Origin of the sequence: Pseudomonas sp. PICF6 (genome assembly GCF_009831705.1) — a bacterium.
Classification (GTDB): domain Bacteria; phylum Pseudomonadota; class Gammaproteobacteria; order Pseudomonadales; family Pseudomonadaceae; genus Aquipseudomonas; species Aquipseudomonas rhizophila.
On the sequence record NZ_WUUD01000035.1, the window covers coordinates 6,094 to 21,793 of the forward strand.

At 61.7% G+C, this 15,700-nt stretch carries 13 protein-coding genes and 1 pseudogene; 7 read left to right on the forward strand and 7 right to left on the reverse strand.

The window, feature by feature from the left end:
* The 3 genes and pseudogenes from GSM73_RS27950 to GSM73_RS24640 all read right to left on the reverse strand — a co-directional run.
* A pseudogene (locus GSM73_RS27950) lies at positions 1 to 88 on the reverse strand (hypothetical protein); the annotation flags it as partial.
* A gap of 169 nt (positions 89 to 257) precedes the next feature.
* Entirely contained in the window at positions 258 to 1,247 is a 990-nt protein-coding gene (locus GSM73_RS24635) for a 2-hydroxyacid dehydrogenase (protein ID WP_047228734.1), read from the reverse strand.
* 79 nt (positions 1,248 to 1,326) lie between these two features.
* Positions 1,327 to 4,077: a response regulator gene (locus tag GSM73_RS24640; protein ID WP_076386570.1), complete on the reverse strand. Its 2,751-nt coding sequence runs from the start codon at positions 4,075 to 4,077 to the stop codon at positions 1,327 to 1,329.
* Positions 4,078 to 4,372: 295 nt separating this feature from the next.
* Here GSM73_RS24640 and cysM point away from each other — a divergent pair, with 295 nt between their 5' ends.
* The 5 genes from cysM to GSM73_RS24665 all read left to right on the forward strand — a co-directional run bounded on the left by cysM (position 4,373) and on the right by GSM73_RS24665 (position 10,562).
* Positions 4,373 to 5,275, forward strand: coding sequence for a cysteine synthase CysM (gene cysM, locus GSM73_RS24645; protein ID WP_047228733.1), 903 nt, complete (start codon positions 4,373 to 4,375; stop codon positions 5,273 to 5,275).
* On the forward strand, positions 5,275 to 6,645 hold the full coding sequence (gene rlmD / locus GSM73_RS24650; RefSeq protein WP_076383758.1) for a 23S rRNA (uracil(1939)-C(5))-methyltransferase RlmD: 1,371 nt from the start codon (positions 5,275 to 5,277) through the stop codon (positions 6,643 to 6,645). The genes cysM and rlmD overlap by 1 nt, the downstream gene beginning before the upstream one ends.
* A gap of 100 nt (positions 6,646 to 6,745) precedes the next feature.
* On the forward strand, positions 6,746 to 8,992 hold the full coding sequence (gene relA, locus GSM73_RS24655) for a GTP diphosphokinase (protein WP_047228731.1): 2,247 nt from the start codon (positions 6,746 to 6,748) through the stop codon (positions 8,990 to 8,992).
* Positions 8,993 to 9,162: 170 nt separating this feature from the next.
* Positions 9,163 to 9,996 (forward strand): nucleoside triphosphate pyrophosphohydrolase, encoded by an 834-nt coding sequence (mazG, locus tag GSM73_RS24660; RefSeq protein WP_047228730.1) that lies wholly within the window; start codon positions 9,163 to 9,165, stop codon positions 9,994 to 9,996.
* A gap of 26 nt (positions 9,997 to 10,022) precedes the next feature.
* Positions 10,023 to 10,562, forward strand: a complete 540-nt coding sequence (locus GSM73_RS24665) for a DUF2058 domain-containing protein (RefSeq protein ID WP_030142404.1) — start codon at positions 10,023 to 10,025, stop codon at positions 10,560 to 10,562.
* A gap of 123 nt (positions 10,563 to 10,685) precedes the next feature.
* Here the strand turns inward: GSM73_RS24665 and GSM73_RS24670 are convergent, their stop codons facing one another.
* From GSM73_RS24670 to purM, 4 genes are all read right to left on the reverse strand, one after another.
* Positions 10,686 to 10,880 carry a hypothetical protein gene (locus tag GSM73_RS24670; RefSeq protein ID WP_047228729.1) on the reverse strand — a complete coding sequence of 65 codons (195 nt, stop codon included), beginning with the start codon at positions 10,878 to 10,880 and terminating at the stop codon, positions 10,686 to 10,688.
* A 416-nt stretch (positions 10,881 to 11,296) separates the two neighbouring features.
* Entirely contained in the window at positions 11,297 to 12,010 is a 714-nt protein-coding gene (locus GSM73_RS24675) for a DUF3108 domain-containing protein (protein WP_160894101.1), read from the reverse strand.
* Between the two features lie 8 nt (positions 12,011 to 12,018).
* Positions 12,019 to 12,681, reverse strand: coding sequence for a phosphoribosylglycinamide formyltransferase (purN, locus tag GSM73_RS24680; RefSeq protein WP_047228727.1), 663 nt, complete (start codon positions 12,679 to 12,681; stop codon positions 12,019 to 12,021).
* On the reverse strand, positions 12,681 to 13,739 hold the full coding sequence (purM, locus tag GSM73_RS24685) for a phosphoribosylformylglycinamidine cyclo-ligase (protein ID WP_092457205.1): 1,059 nt from the start codon (positions 13,737 to 13,739) through the stop codon (positions 12,681 to 12,683). The genes purN and purM overlap by 1 nt, the downstream gene beginning before the upstream one ends.
* 365 nt (positions 13,740 to 14,104) lie before the next feature.
* On the opposite strand from purM, the gene GSM73_RS24690 reads away from it, so the two are divergent.
* Together GSM73_RS24690 and GSM73_RS27955 are read left to right on the forward strand one after the other, a co-directional pair.
* A complete protein-coding gene (locus GSM73_RS24690; protein WP_160894103.1) occupies positions 14,105 to 15,163 on the forward strand; it encodes a DUF2066 domain-containing protein in 1,059 nt (352 codons plus the stop codon).
* A gap of 31 nt (positions 15,164 to 15,194) precedes the next feature.
* On the forward strand, positions 15,195 to 15,700 hold a 506-nt coding region (locus GSM73_RS27955; protein ID WP_256677088.1), incomplete at its 3' end, for an AI-2E family transporter.

Consider the following 15,700-nt stretch of genomic DNA (forward strand, 5'->3'; position numbering starts at 1 on the left):
CCTGATAACGGCCCGGCGCCAGGGCGCGGACCTCGGTCAGGGTGTGTTGCGGGTTCATCAGGGTGTAGCGGAAATCGTGTTCGGCCATGGGTCCTCCAGATAGGCGCGATATGCTAGCACGGGCCATGGGTTGGGATGATCCAGGCGACGAAATCCCCTGTGGGAGCGAGCCTGCTCGCGATAGCGGGGCGTCAGTCGACGCCATGCTGACAGGCCCATCGTAATCGCGAGCAGGCTCGCTCCCACAAGGGTAATGCTCAGCTGTCCACCAGGTTTTGTGGGGTGCCGGCGGCCCAGGCGCCGATGTTGTCCAGGGTTGTCGCGGCGATGGCGGCCAACGCTTCATGGGTCAGGAAGGCCTGATGCGCGGTGACCACCACGTTGGGGAACGTCAGCAACCGAGCCAGCACATCATCCTGCAAGGGCAGGTCGGAGCGGTCCTCGAAGAACAGTTGCGCTTCTTCCTCATAGACATCCAGCCCCAAATAACCCAACTGACCGCTTTTCAATGCCTCGATCAAGGCGGGTGTGTCCACCAGGCCGCCGCGTCCGGTGTTGATCAGCATCGCGCCACGTTGCATGGCAGCCAATGAATCGGCGTTGATCAAATGTCGGCTCTGCTCGTTGAGCGGGCAATGCAGGCTGATGATCTGTGCTTGCGCCAGCAGATCGGCCAAGGGCAGGTAGCGAGCGCCCAGGGCTTGGACCTGCGGGTTGGGGGACGGATCGTAGGCCAATAACCGGCAGCCGAAGCCGGCCATGATCCGCGCGAACGTCGCGCCGATCTGCCCGGTGCCGATCACGCCGACCGTCTTGCCCACCAGATCGAAACCGGTCAGCCCATGGAGGCTGAAATTGCCGTCCCGGGTGCGGTTGTAAGCGCGATGCAAGCAGCGATTGAGGGCCATGATCAGCGCCACGGCATGCTCGGCCACGGCATGGGGCGAATACGCCGGCACCCGGACGATACTCAACCCCAGCCGTTTGGCAGCGGCCAGGTCGACATGGTTATAGCCGGCAGAGCGCAGGGCGATCAGCCGCGTGCCGCCCTGTGCCAGCCGCTCCAGCACCGGGGCACTCAGGTCGTCGTTGATGAAGGCGCACACCACTTCATTGTGTTCGGCCAGGGCCACGGTGTCGAGGTTCAGGCGTGCCGGCTGAAACTGCAGTTCAAGGCCAGCGGGCGCCGGGGTTTTGCTGAAACTGTCGCGGTCGTAGGTCTGGCTGCTGAAAAGAATCGCGCGCATGGCGGCCTCCTGGCACAAAAGATAAGCCTCTAGGCGTTTAGATTTTCCTTGATCCCGGGTTTTGGGCTATTGCCCTGGATCAGGCGCTGATGCGTGCCTCGTTAGCCAGGCGGTCGATGGCACGTTCCAGTTCCTGCAAAGCGGCCTCGGCCTTGGGGTCCTGTTGCTTGAGCAGGGTCTCGCTGCGCTGGCAGGCGGCGCGCAATTGCGGCACCCCGCAGTAGCGAGTGGCGCCATGCAGGCGGTGGACACGTTCGATCAGGGCGTTGTGATCATTGGCCTCGCTGGCCTGGCGAATCGCTTCGCGGTCGGCTTCCAGGGACGCCAGCAACATCGCCAGCATGTCCGCCGCCAGATCGGCCTTGCCGGCGGCCAGGCGCAGGCCTTCTTCGTGATCGAGCACCAGCAGTTCGCTGCCGCCCTGAGCGTCGGTGCTCCGGTCCGGCGCCTGGTTACGCAGGGCCAGGCCGGTCCATTTAAGCACCACCTGGGCCAGTTGCCGTTCGCTGATGGGCTTGGTCAGGTAGTCATCCATGCCACTTTGCAGCAGGGCGCGTTTTTCGTTGGCCATAGCGTGGGCGGTGAGGGCGACGATTGGCAGCGGCGTGCAATGACGCTCGCTTTCCCATTGGCGGATCGCCTCGGTGCTCTGGCGACCGTCCATGCCGGGCATCTGGACATCCATCAGCACCAGGTCGAAGGTTTCCTTTTGCACGGCCTTGACCGCCGCATAACCGCTTTCCACCGCCAGCACCTTGGCGCCCATGTCTTCGAGCAGCGTTTGCACCAACAGCAGGTTGGCCGGGTTGTCGTCCACGCACAGCACTTTGGGCGCGCGGCTGCCCACCGGTTCGTTGGGTTCGTTGCGGGGCGGGCGCGGGTTGACCAGGTCGGAAAGCGAGCGGCGCAACTTGCGCGTGCAGGCCGGCTTGGCCTGCAATTGGCTGTGGGGGTTGGGCACGGAGAGGTGGTACAGCGTCTGTTCAGTGGTGGGGCACAGCACCAGTACCTTGCAGCCCAGATGCTCAAGATCCCAGATGTGTTGGCTGAGGCGTTCCGGCGGCATGTCGTTGCTGGTGATGCCCAGCACCGCCAGGTCGATCGCCTGATCGGTCTGGTGGGCGACGGTCACACCGTTGGTCAGGTTTTCCAGGGTGTTGAACGGTGTCACCACCAGACCGCAGTCCTCGAGCTGGTGTTGCAGGGCCTGACGGGCCAGTTCATGGTTTTCCAGCACCGCTACGCGCCGACCCAGTAGCGGCGGGCCAGGCAAATCTTCGGCGTCGTCACGGGTCTTGGGCAGGCGCAGGCTGATCCAGAACTCCGAGCCTTCGCCCGGCGTGCTGTCCACGCCGATTTCGCCACCCATCTGCTCCACCAGGCGCTTGGAAATCACCAGGCCCAAGCCGGTGCCACCCGGTTGCCGGGACAAGGAATTGTCGGCCTGGCTGAACGCCTGGAACAGGGCCCGTACGTCCTGGTTCGACAGGCCGATACCGGTGTCCTGAATGCTGATGCGCAGTTGCACGCTGTCTTCGTGTTCGTCTTCCATCATGGCGCGGGCGATGATGGTGCCTTCGCGGGTGAACTTGATGGCATTGCTCACCAGGTTGGTCAGGATCTGCTTGAGGCGCAGCGGATCGCCCACCAACGACAGGGGCGTGTCCCTGTAGACCAGGCTCACCAGCTCCAGTTGTTTGGCGTGGGCGGCGGGGGCGAGGATGGTCAGGGTGTCCTGCAACAAGTCCCGCAGGTTGAACGGAATGTTGTCCAGCACCAGTTTGCCGGCCTCGATCTTCGAGAAGTCGAGGATCTCGTTGATGATGCCCAGCAGGCTGTCGGCGGATTTTTCAATGGTGCCCAGGTAATCGAGCTGACGCGGGGTCAATTCGCTTTTCTGCAGCAGATGGGTGAAGCCGAGGATGCCGTTGAGCGGCGTACGGATTTCATGGCTCATGTTCGCCAGGAATTCGGACTTGATCCGGCTCGCTTCCAGGGCTTCCTTACGGGCCAGGTCCAGCTCGATGTTCTGGATCTCGATGGTTTCCAGATTCTGGCGCACGTCTTCAGTGGCCTGGTCGATGCTGTGCTGCAACTCTTCCTGGGCATTCTGCAAGGTGCTGGCCATGCGATTGATGCCCGACGCCAGCTCATCCAGTTCCTGGCTGCCCAGAGGCGGCAGACGGGTTTCCAGGTGACCGTCCTTGAGTTGCGCCACGGCTTGCTTGATCTGGCTCAGGGGTCGGTTGATCGTGCGACCCATACGCAACGCCAGCAGTGCGGTCAGGCACAGGCCGGCGCTGATCAACAGCAGGCTGGCGAACAGGCTGCGATAGCCGCGCAGCAACATGCCACTGTGGGACAACTCCAGTTCAACCCAACCCAACAGTCGATCGGCTTCTTCGGGAATCAGCTCGCCGGCCAGGTTGCGGTGCTTGCCGAATACTGGCAGCAGGTAACGCGTGGCATCGTTGCCGGTGCGTTGCAGCAATTGGGCACTGTTGCCCTCCGGGGCTCGGTTGAGCATGGTCGGGCCGGCGTGGGCCAGCGATGTGCGATCGGGAGCCAGGAAGGTCACGGCGCGCACATCCGCTTGCTCGAGGGACTGGGTGGCGATCCGCTCCAGCAGATCGGTGTCCTGGTGGCTCATGGCCGGGGCGACCAGCGGCGCCAGCTGTTCGGCGATCATCTCGCCACGCTGCAGCAACTGGGCATGCAAGTCCGATTGCTGCATCCAGGTGAAGTAGCCGCCCAGGACCAGCGCCATCAGGCTGGTCGGCAACAGGGTCAGCAACAGCACGCGGCCTTTGATTCCCAGTTTCTTGAGCACACTTTTCTCCTGCATCCAGCGGTCTGTTTGAGCTTTGCGCGCATCCGGCACGCAATACCTGCGCAGTGTAGCGACTTGCGGGCAGGCAATCTTCGTAAAATTGATGTCGCCGTGCATCGGTCTCGCCGGTTGCCGTGCCTCGGCGATCCCTTCAATCAGGATTTCTGAGTGGCAGCTTGCAGCCCACTTTCGTTGCTTATTCCCATAAGCCATAACCACCACACTTTGCGTGATATGGCCGGGCAAGGTTTGCCGGTATGATAGGCGCCCCCGCAGTCCGGATTGCGAATACGCCATGACCGTGCAGTACCCCACTATCGCCGATTGCGTCGGCAACACTCCGCTGGTTCGTTTGCAGCGCCTGCCCGGCGTGACCAGCAATACGCTTTTGCTCAAGCTCGAAGGGAATAACCCGGCGGGTTCGGTCAAGGACCGGCCGGCGCTGTCGATGCTCACCCGTGGCGAATTGCGTGGGCAGATCCGCCCCGGCGATACGCTGATCGAGGCGACCTCTGGCAACACCGGTATTGCCTTGGCCATGGCGGCGGCGATCAAGGGCTACAAGATGATCCTGATCATGCCCGACAACTCCAGTGCCGAGCGCAAGGCCGCGATGACCGCCTATGGCGCCGAATTGATCCTGGTGAGCAAAGACGAAGGCATGGAGGGCGCCAGGGACCTGGCCGAGCGGATGCAGGCCGAGGGTCGCGGCAAGGTGCTCGACCAGTTCGCCAACGGGGACAATCCCGAAGCCCACTACACCACCACTGGCCCTGAGATCTGGCGCCAGACCGATGGCACCATCACCCATTTCGTCAGCTCGATGGGCACCACCGGCACCATCATGGGCACCTCGCGCTATTTGAAAGAACAGAACCCGAACGTGCAGATCATCGGCCTGCAACCGATGGAAGGCTCGGCCATCCCCGGCATCCGTCGCTGGCCCGAGGAGTATCTGCCGAAAATCTACCAGGCCGACCGCGTGGACCGCATTATCGACATGGCCCAGAGCGAGGCCGAGGACATCACCCGTCGTCTGGCCCGTGAAGAAGGCATCTTTTGCGGCGTGTCTTCGGGCGGTGCCGTGGCGGGCATGCTGCGCTTGTCCCAGGAAGTCGAAAACGCGGTCATTGTCGCGATCATCTGCGACCGCGGCGACCGCTACTTGTCAACCGGCATTTTCGACGCGCCCAACTGATGGCCAAGCAAGAAAGAGGTCTGCGCTTCCAGCCCAGCGGCGGAAGCCGGGCCCCGCAGGTGCCCACAGGAAAGAAGCAGCGCTTGACCATCGAACGCTTGGCCAACGATGGCCGGGGCATTGCCTTTCTGGACGGGCGCACCTGGTTCGTGATCGGCGCCCTGGCCGGCGAAGAGGTCGAGGCGCGGGTGCTGGGGGCCCATGGCAAAGTGGTCGAGGCCCGCGCTGAGCGAGTGTTCCTGTCCAGTGAACTGCGCCGTGCGGCGCCGTGCGTGCATGCCGGTCGCTGCGGCGGTTGCAGCGTCCAGCATTTGCCCCACAACGAACAGCTCGCCCTGAAACAGCGCATGCTCGCCGAGCAGTTGTCGCGGGTCGCCGGCGTGCAGCCGGATGAATGGGCTGCGCCATTGAGCGGGCCGGAACTGGGTTACCGGCGTCGTGCCCGCGTGGCGGTGCGCTGGGATCAGAAGGCAAAAAAACTCGAAGTGGGTTTTCGTGCCGTCGGCAGCCAGGACATCGTGGCCATCGGCGATTGCCCGGTACTGGTACAACCCTTGCAGCCGATCATGAGTCGCTTGCCGGACATGCTCCGTCGCCTGAGCAAGCCCCAGGCGCTGGGGCATGTGGAATTGTTTGCTGGCTCGTCCCTTGCGGTGTTGCTGCGGCACGTGTCGCCACTGTCGGCGCCTGACCTGACGATTCTCAAGGATTTCTGCGCCGCCCACCAAGCCCAGTTGTGGCTGCAGGGTGAGGGCGAGCCGCAACCGGTCGAACCGGGACAGACGCTGGGTTATCGCCTTGAGACTTGGGACCTGGAGCTGGCTTACCGGCCGGGGGATTTCATCCAGGTCAATGCCGGGGTCAACGAGGCGATGGTGGCCCAAGCCCTGGAGTGGCTCGCGCCCCGAGCCGAGGAGCGGGTGCTGGACTTGTTCTGCGGCCTGGGCAACTTTGCCTTGCCCCTGGCCAAGGCGGTGCGCCAAGTGGTGGCGGTGGAAGGTGTACAGGCCATGGTTGACCGCGCGGCGGCCAATGCCGTCAGCAACAATTTGAATAACACTGCCTTTTTTCAGGCCGATTTATCCCAGCCGTTGTCGGGTGCCGAGTGGGTCGGCGAAGGCTTTTCTGCGGTACTCTTGGACCCACCCCGCGACGGTGCTTTCGAGGTGGTGCGCAAACTGGCATCCCTGGGTGCCAGGCGGTTGGTATATGTATCGTGCAACCCGGCAACTTTGGCCCGGGACACGGTCGAATTGATCAAGCAGGGCTACCGGTTAAAACGTGCCGGGATTCTCGATATGTTTCCTCAGACGGCACATGTCGAGGCCATGGCGTTATTTGAAGCGAGCCAGGATGGCTTGTCCGACTGACCCGTTCGTGCCAACCGCCACAGCCCTGGGCGGGGACACGGGCAACGAAGGTCAGCGTTATTGACGCATTGAATCTGCGTCATAGGGAAGGTATGTAAAGATGGTACAGGTGAGAGCACACCAGCCGATCAACACCGACGGCAGTATCAATCTCGAGGCTTGGCTCGATCACGCGGTCAGTATCGACACGGCACTGGATCGCGAAGCCTTGAAAGAAGCCTGCGAGTTCGCGCGTGAAGCGGAACAGCAGCACAACGCGGCGAAGAACCTCTGGTCCGAAGGTACCTCGAGTTTTCAGACGGGCCTTGAGATCGCCGAAATCCTTGCCGACCTCAAGCTCGACCAGGACTCCCTGGTGGCTGCGGTGCTATACCGCGGTGTGCGCGAAGGGCAGATCCAATTGCCGGTGGTCAGCCAGCGTTTTGGCACGGTGGTCGCCAAGCTGATTGACGGCGTGCTGCGCATGGCGGCGATCAGTGCCAGTCTCAGTCCACGCCAGTCCATGGTCCTGGGCACCCAGGGCCAGGTGGAGAACCTGCGCAAGATGCTGGTGGCCATGGTCGACGACGTGCGCGTCGCACTGATCAAACTGGCCGAACGCACCTGCGCGATCCGCGCGGTGAAATCCGCCGACGACGAAAAGCGCAACCGCGTCGCCCGGGAAGTGTTCGACATCTACGCCCCCCTGGCCCATCGCCTTGGCATCGGCCATATCAAGTGGGAGCTGGAGGACCTGTCCTTCCGCTACCTGGAGCCCGACCAGTACAAGCAGATCGCCAAGTTGCTGCATGAGCGGCGCCTGGATCGCGAGCGCTTCATCACGGATGTGATGACCCAGTTGAGGGAAGAATTGCAGGCCACGGGTGTGGAGGCCGACATCAGCGGCCGGGCCAAGCACATCTATTCGATCTGGCGCAAAATGCAGCGCAAAGGCCTGGAGTTCAGCCAGATCTACGACGTTCGCGCCGTTCGCGTACTGGTCCCGGAAATGCGCGACTGCTACACCGCGCTGGGTATCGTGCACACCTTGTGGCGGCACATCCCCAAGGAGTTCGACGACTACATCGCCAACCCGAAGGAAAACGGCTATCGCTCGCTGCACACGGCGGTGATCGGTCCGGAGGGCAAGGTGCTGGAAGTGCAGATTCGCACCCACGCCATGCACGAGGAAGCCGAGCTGGGGGTTTGCGCCCATTGGAAATACAAGGGCACCGACGTCAAGTCGGGCTCCAACCACTACGAAGAGAAAATCTCCTGGCTGCGTCAGGTGCTCGAGTGGCATGAAGAGCTCGGTGATATCGGCGGTCTGGCCGAACAATTGCGGGTCGATATCGAGCCGGATCGGGTCTACATCTTCACCCCCGACGGCCACGCCATCGACCTGCCCAAGGGCGCCACGCCGCTGGACTTTGCCTATCGCGTCCACACCGAGATCGGCCACAACTGCCGTGGCGCCAAGATCAACGGGCGGATCGTGCCGCTCAACTACAGCCTGCAAACCGGTGAGCAGGTCGAGATCATCACCAGTAAACACGGCACGCCGAGCCGCGACTGGCTGAACCCGAACCTGGGCTACATCACCACATCGCGAGCGCGGGCGAAAATCGTTCACTGGTTCAAATTGCAGGCCCGCGACCAGAACGTCGCCGCCGGCAAGACTTTGCTCGAGCGCGAACTCAGTCGCCTGGGCCTGCCGCAGGTGGATTTCGACAAGCTGGCCGAAAAGGCCAACATGAAGACCGCCGAAGACATGTTCGCCGCTCTCGGTGCCGGCGACTTGCGCCTGGCGCAACTGGTCAACCTGGCCCAGCAACTGGTGGAGCCGGAACGCGGCAACGAGCAGTTGGAACTGATCCCGCGCAAAGCCACCGGCTACAAACCGGGCAAGCGCGGCGACATCCAGATCCAGGGCGTGGGCAACCTGATGACCCAGATGGCCGGCTGCTGCCAGCCGTTGCCTGGGGATGCGATCGTCGGCTACATCACCCAGGGCCGTGGGGTGAGCATCCACCGCCAGGACTGTGCTTCGGTGCTGCAACTGGCCGGCCGTGAGCCGGAGCGGATCATCCAGGTCAGTTGGGGCCCGGTGCCGGTGCTCACCTACCCGGTGGACATCATCATCCGCGCCTACGACCGTTCCGGCCTGCTGCGTGACGTGTCCCAGGTGTTGTTGAACGAGCGGATCAACGTGTTGGCAGTCAACACCCGTTCGAACAAGGAAGACAACACGGCGCTGATGTCCCTGACCATCGAGATTCCGGGATTGGATGCGCTGGGGCGGTTGCTGGGGCGGATTTCCCAACTGCCGAACATCATCGAGACCCGGCGTAATCGCACGCCGGGTTAAGCGCGGTCCAAATGTGGGAGCGAGCCTGTGGGAGCAAAGCTTGCTCGCGATAGCGGTGGATCAGTTCCGACATACGTTGGGGCCACCACCTCAATCGCGAGCAAGCTGCTCCCACAGGCATACTCCCAGTGGATTATTTCCCACAGGGTGATTTGTGATGAGTTGGATTGATGTACAGCCTTGAAGACCTGCTCCATCTGATGAACCGTCTGCGCGACCCGCAGTACGGGTGCCCGTGGGACATCAAGCAGACCTACGCGACCATCGTCCCCCATACCCTGGAAGAAGCCTACGAAGTGGCCGATGCCATTGAGCGTGGCGACTTCGATCACTTGCAGGGTGAGCTGGGCGACCTGTTGTTTCAGGTGGTGTATTACAGCCAGTTGGCGCGGGAGGAAAACCGCTTCGAATTCGCCGGCGTGGTCGATAGCATCACCCGCAAGCTGATCCGCCGCCATCCCCATGTATTTCCTACCGGTGACCTCTACGCGCCCGTGGACATCCCGCGCCTGAGCGAAGAACAGGTCAAGCAGCGCTGGGAAGAAATCAAGGCCGAGGAGCGGGCCGAGAAGGCCTCGGCACCGGAGCAGCTGTCGTTGCTTGACGATGTACCCGTTGCCTTGCCGGCGTTGTCCCGCTCGGCGAAGTTGCAAAAACGTGCGGCTCAGGTCGGTTTCGACTGGCCAGGCCCGTTGCCGGTGCTCGACAAGGTCCGGGAGGAGCTGGACGAAGTCCTCGAAGCGATGGCTGACAACGATTCGGTGGCCATCAGCGATGAGATCGGCGACCTGCTGTTCAGCGTAGTGAACCTGGCCCGGCACCTGAAAATCGACCCGGAAACGGCCCTGCGTGACGCCAATGGGAAATTCGAGCGACGTTTCCGATTTATCGAACAGGCATTGCGCGACACCCACCGTCCCATGGAAGATTGCACCCTCGAAGAGTTGGACGCCTTATGGGGCGAAGCCAAACGTCAGGAAAAGAATTTGCCCAGCTGTGGCTGAGGCTGTTGCCTAAGTGAGTAAGCACCATGAGCCTTTCCCTTCGCGACCAGTTGCTCAAAGCAGGGCTGGTCAACCAAAAGCAGGCCAAGCAGGTCGGCAAAGAGAAACAGAAACAGCAGCGCCTGGCCCACAAGGGCCAGATCGAACTGGATGACTCCCAGCAGCGCGCCGCCCAAGAGGCCATGGCCGAGAAGGTCAAGCGCGATCAGGAACTCAACCGTCAGCAGCAGGAAAAAGCCGAGCAGAAAGCCCGGGCCGCGCAGATCAAGCAATTGATCGAAGTCTCGCGTTTGCCGAAGCTGACCACTGAGGATTATTACAACTTTGTCGACGACAAGAAGGTCAAGCGCATCTCGGTCAACACGCTGATGCGCAACAAGTTGAGCAGCGGCTCGCTGGCGATCGTCCATCATGCCGGCGGCTACGAAGTGATCCCGCGCGAAGCGGCCCTGAAGATCCAGGAGCGCGATCCCAAGCGCATCGTGCAGCTCAATACCCAGACCGAAGAAGTGGATGCTGATGATCCGTATGCGGCGTATCAGATCCCTGATGATTTGATGTGGTAAGGATGAACTGAACACTAAACTGTGGGAGCGAGCCTGCTCGCGATGGCGGTCTGTCAGCCAACATTGATGTCGCTGATCCACCGCTATCGCGAGCAGGCTCGCTCCCACAGGGATGCTTATCGTTCAGGATTCTGTCATTTCAGCCGAGCGCTGCCTTTCCTGGCATTCCAGCTCGGCTTTGTAGTTATGGGCATCCGTCTCGGAGTGGAACATCCCCACCAGCAGGTCCTGTTGGTGTACATCCCAGATGCGGATACCGGCGGCAATACCTTCGTGGGACATGTGAGCGTCATCGCGTTCAGTTACTTTCACAGTCATCTTGCAAGCTCCAATCTCTGTTATCTGCAGCAAGGCGTGTGCAGGACTTTGTTATAGATTTGGGTAGCCGGCTAAGTAAATGCCTGGGCCTGTTAAGAAAATTTCATGAAAAACTCAGCGATCCCGCAGGTCAGGCAATGCGCGGCATTCGGTCGCAGGGTGTTTTTCATGAAGAAGTTTTCATGTTTCGGGGGGGTGAAATGTCGGGCAGTCACCTTGTGGGAGCGAGCCTGCTCGCGATAACGGTGTATCAGTCAATACCGATGCCGGCTGACCTAGCGCTATCGCGAGCAGGCTCGCTCCCACCGATTCATCTTCTACAGGGTGACTTTGCGCGGGTGCAGTTTTAGTGTTCAGGAAATCCGGGCATAAAAAAGCCCCGCACTGGGCGGGGCTTCTCTTGATATCGGTGTGGATCAGCTGCCTTTGACAGCCTTGCCGTTGACCGTACCGTCCTGGAGCATGATGTTGTACTCCTTGCCGTCGGTCTCGACCTGTTGCAGGCGTACCAGCAGGTAATCCCAATCCTTGGCGAACCAGAGCACCGTGATGCGTTTGCTTTTTGTTGGGTCGCGCACGCGCTCGACCTTGATCGCGTCGATCTGGCCGGCCTTGGTGTCGACCTTCTCCGGGCCCAGTACGCGGAAGTCGTAGGTGTCGATCTCGCCATCATCGACAACCTGATAACTCATGCTTTTCTTGCCGGCCGCCACGTCGTGCTGCAGGGCCAACTGATAAGTGGATTTATCGACCATGCCGCGGTTGAGTGGCAGTTTGACCGGATCGCCGCGATCGGTGCCGGTGACCATCTTCGTGTTCCAGTCGAAATCCAGATCGGCTTTCTTGGCCTTGCCCAAGCCGCCACGTTCAAAGTGGTAGGACTGTGGCAGCAGTGTGTCCTTGTCCAGGGTCAGGGTGCTTTCTTCCGTCAGGCTGGCGATCATCATCGAAGCCTTGAAGCTCAGCTTCCAGGTGCCGTTGGCCTCTTTGGTCAGGCTGCGCTCGGCGGTGCCGCTCATGGGCAGCTGTTTCCAGTCGGCGGTGTAGCTGGCGGAGAACGGTTGAAGGTCTGCGGCCTGTACCAGGGGCAGGGCAAGCAGAGCGCAAGCGAAGAGCAGGGCGCGACGCATAAAATCTCCTAGTATCGAATCAAATGGCCGCTGGCGGCGAGCAACTGGCCGTCCAGTGAGGCACCGCGATCGTCGAGGGTCAGCCGGCCTTCGGCAAACCAACGCACGGCCATCGGGTAGATCTGGTGTTCCCGGGCGTGAACCCGTTGGGCCAGGCTTTGCGGCGTGTCGTGCAACTCTACCGGTATTACTGCCTGTACGACCAGTGGTCCGCCATCGAGTTCCTCGGTGACGAAGTGCACCGAGCAGCCATGCTCCGTGTCTCCGGCCTCCAGCGCGCGCTGGTGAGTGTGTAACCCTTTGTATTTGGGCAGCAGCGATGGATGGATATTGAACAGGCGGCCCTGGTAGTGACGCACGAAGCCGGCGCTGAGGATGCGCATGAAGCCGGCCAGGACCACCAGTTGCGGATTGAACGTGTCGATCTGTTCGATCAGCGCGGCATCGAAGGCTTCGCGGCCATCGAACGCTTTGTGATCCAGGACGCGGGTGTCGATACCCGCATCCCTGGCGCGTTGCAGGCCGTAGGCATCGGCGCGGTTGGAAATCACCGCGCGGATGCGGACCGGGCTATCGCCGGTCCGCGTGCTGTCGATCAGGGCCTGCAAGTTGCTGCCGGTGCCGGACAACAGCACCACGACATCACAGGTTGCAGACTTCTGTTCTTGCATCAGTGAGCCTTAAGGTTTTTCAGCTCGACCTGGGCAGCGCCTTCGGCGGCGGTACTGATCTGGCCGATGACCCAAGGTTGCTCGCCGGCTTCACGCAGTACATTCAGGGCCGTTTCAACGTGCTCCTGGGCCACGCAGATCACCATGCCTACGCCGCAGTTCAGCACGCGGTGCATTTCGGTTTCATCGACGTTGCCTTTCTCTTGCAGCCAGTCGAACACGGCCGGACGGGTCCAGCTCGCCACGTCAACCACCGCCTGGGCGCCTTTTGGCAGTACGCGCGGGATGTTGTCCAGTAGGCCGCCACCGGTGATGTGGGCCATGGCCTTGACGGCGCCGGTGTCCTTGATCAGCTTGAGCAGCGGCTTGACGTAGATGCGGGTCGGGGCCATCAGCAGGTCGGCCAGTGGCTTGCCGTCGAGCTGGGTGTTCTCGATGTCGGCACCCGAGACTTCGATGATCTTGCGGATCAGCGAGTAACCGTTGGAGTGCGGGCCGGACGATGGCAGGGCGAGCAGGGCATCGCCAGTGGCGACTTTCGAACCGTCGATGATTTCGGATTTTTCCACGACACCGACGCAGAAGCCGGCCAGGTCGTAGTCTTCGCCTTCGTACATGCCTGGCATTTCAGCGGTTTCGCCGCCGACCAGGGAGCAGCCGGACAGCTCGCAGCCGGCGCCAATGCCGGTTACCACCTGGGCGGCGGTGTCGACGTTCAGTTTGCCGGTGGCGTAGTAGTCGAGGAAGAACAGCGGCTCGGCGCCGCACACCACCAGGTCGTTCACGCACATGGCCACCAGGTCGATGCCGATGCTGTCGTGCTTGTTCAGGTTCAGGGCCAGACGCAGCTTGGTGCCGACGCCGTCAGTGCCCGAAACCAGCACCGGTTGCTTGTAGCCGGCCGGGATCTCGCAGAGGGCGCCGAAACCGCCCAGGCCGCCCATGACTTCCGGGCGCGCAGTGCGCTTGGCGACGCTCTTGATGCGTTCGACCAATGCTTCACCGGCGTCGATGTCTACACCGGCGTCCTTGTAGCTCAGGGAGGGTTGCTTGCTCATGATCCAGGCCTTTAGGGGGGATTTCTGGGTAACGACCGACCGCCGGGGCCATTGAATAACCGTTGTACGAATTATTCCGGGTGCCCAGCCATTGCCGGTCTGCGAAGGCGCGCGATTTTATCAGGCTTGAGGGGCAGCGGCCATCCTCGCGCCGACGGGCAGGGACATATCCTTGGAAAAAAACCGATATTTCTCCTATTGGTGCTGCGCGATGCGTCTGTATAAGGTGTAGCGGTAACCGGCTATGGTTATGACAGTGCGAAACTTCCAGCGGGTGTGTGAATGTTTTGCCAGGTGCTGTGGTCACAGCCATGCTCAATTTTCTTCACACGGCCTGTTCCAGCCGTTATGTCCGGGAATCTTCCATGCGTTTTTTCAAACTCTTGTCTGTGGGCTGCCTGTCGTTGATCAGCGTGGCGAGCCATGCCGAAAACCTCAATAGCCTCTATCAGGTGCTCGAGCCGGTCAGCAGCCAGGCCCCGCAAGAACGTGACCAGGCGACTTTGCGCGCCCTCGACACGCTGGTGCTGCGCCTGACCGGCGATGCCAAGGCCGCGCAGAATCCCGGTCTGGCGGCGATCCGCAAGGATCCCCAGCAGATCATTCTTCAATATGGTTACGACGCCGGGCCGCCGGAAAGCCTCAAGGTGGATTTCGATCCAGCGAGCACTGACCGGGCCTTGCGCTCGGCGGGCTTGTCGCTGTGGGGCGCGAATCGGCCTGCGATCCTGGGCTGGTGGCTGAACGACTCGGCTGAAGGTTCCAACCTGGTAGGCGATGGCCAGGGCAGTGCCGAGCCACTGCGCCGCGCCGCCCAGCACCGCGGCCTGCCGCTGCACCTGCCCCTGGCGGATTTGAGCGAGCAGATCGTTGCTACCGCACCAAACCTGGAAGGCAGTGATCCGGCCCCGCTGCGCGAGGCATCGCAGCGTTATGGTGCAGACGCCTTGCTGGCGGTCCATGCCAAGGAAGAGGGCGGCCAATGGCAGGCGACCTGGCGCTTGTGGCAGGGTGACCAGCGCGAGCAGGGCAATGCCCAGGGCGCCGACCCTGCCGCCCTGGCTGATGCGGTGATGCTGGCGGTGAGTCAACGCCTGGCGCCGCGTTTCGTTACCAAGCCGGGCGTGGCCACCGAGCAGCTGCTGGAAGTGCAGGGCATGAACCTGGAGCGTTATGCGGCGCTTGGGCGTTTGCTCGAGCCGTTCGGTGGGCAGTTGCAGCGGGTTGAAGGGGACCGGATCATTTATCGGGTCAACGGCAGCGCCGAACAGTTGAAAGCGCAATTGGCCCTGGCGAAACTGCAGGAAATTCCTGCTGGCGAAGCCGTCGCGCCAGTGCCTGTGGCCCAGCCAGCCGCTGATGGCTCCATTCCGGCCGCCGCGCCAGCGCCAGCGCCGACCGCCAACCTGCGGTTTCGCTGGTAGTTTTTCTTTCTTATATAGCTAGGAGTGGTTCATGGGCGATACGCGGCGTTGGTTCTGGTTGGGTGGGGTCGCCCTGCTGTTTGTGTTCATCTATTTGCTGCATCCGATCCTCACGCCGTTCCTGGTTGCGTTGCTCCTGGCCTATCTGTTCGACCCACTGGTAGATCGCCTGGAAAAACTCGGCTTGTCCAGGACCTGGGGCGTGGTGTCGGTGTTTGGGCTGATCATCTTGATTGTCATTGCTCTGATGCTGGTGCTGATACCGATGCTGGCCAAGCAACTGATGCGCCTGTACGAGCTGGCGCCGCAGATGCTCGACTGGTTACAGCACACTGCCGTGCCGTGGGTGCAGTCGAGGCTGGGGTTGGCTGAAGGCTTCTGGAAGTTCGACAAGGTCAAGGCGGCCATCAGCGAGCATATGGGCCAGACCTCTGACATCGTCGGTGTGGTGTTGAGCCAGGCCACAGCCTCGGGGCTGGCGTTGATCGGTTGGCTGGCGAACCTGGTGTTGATTCCGGTGGTGGCTTTTTATCTGCT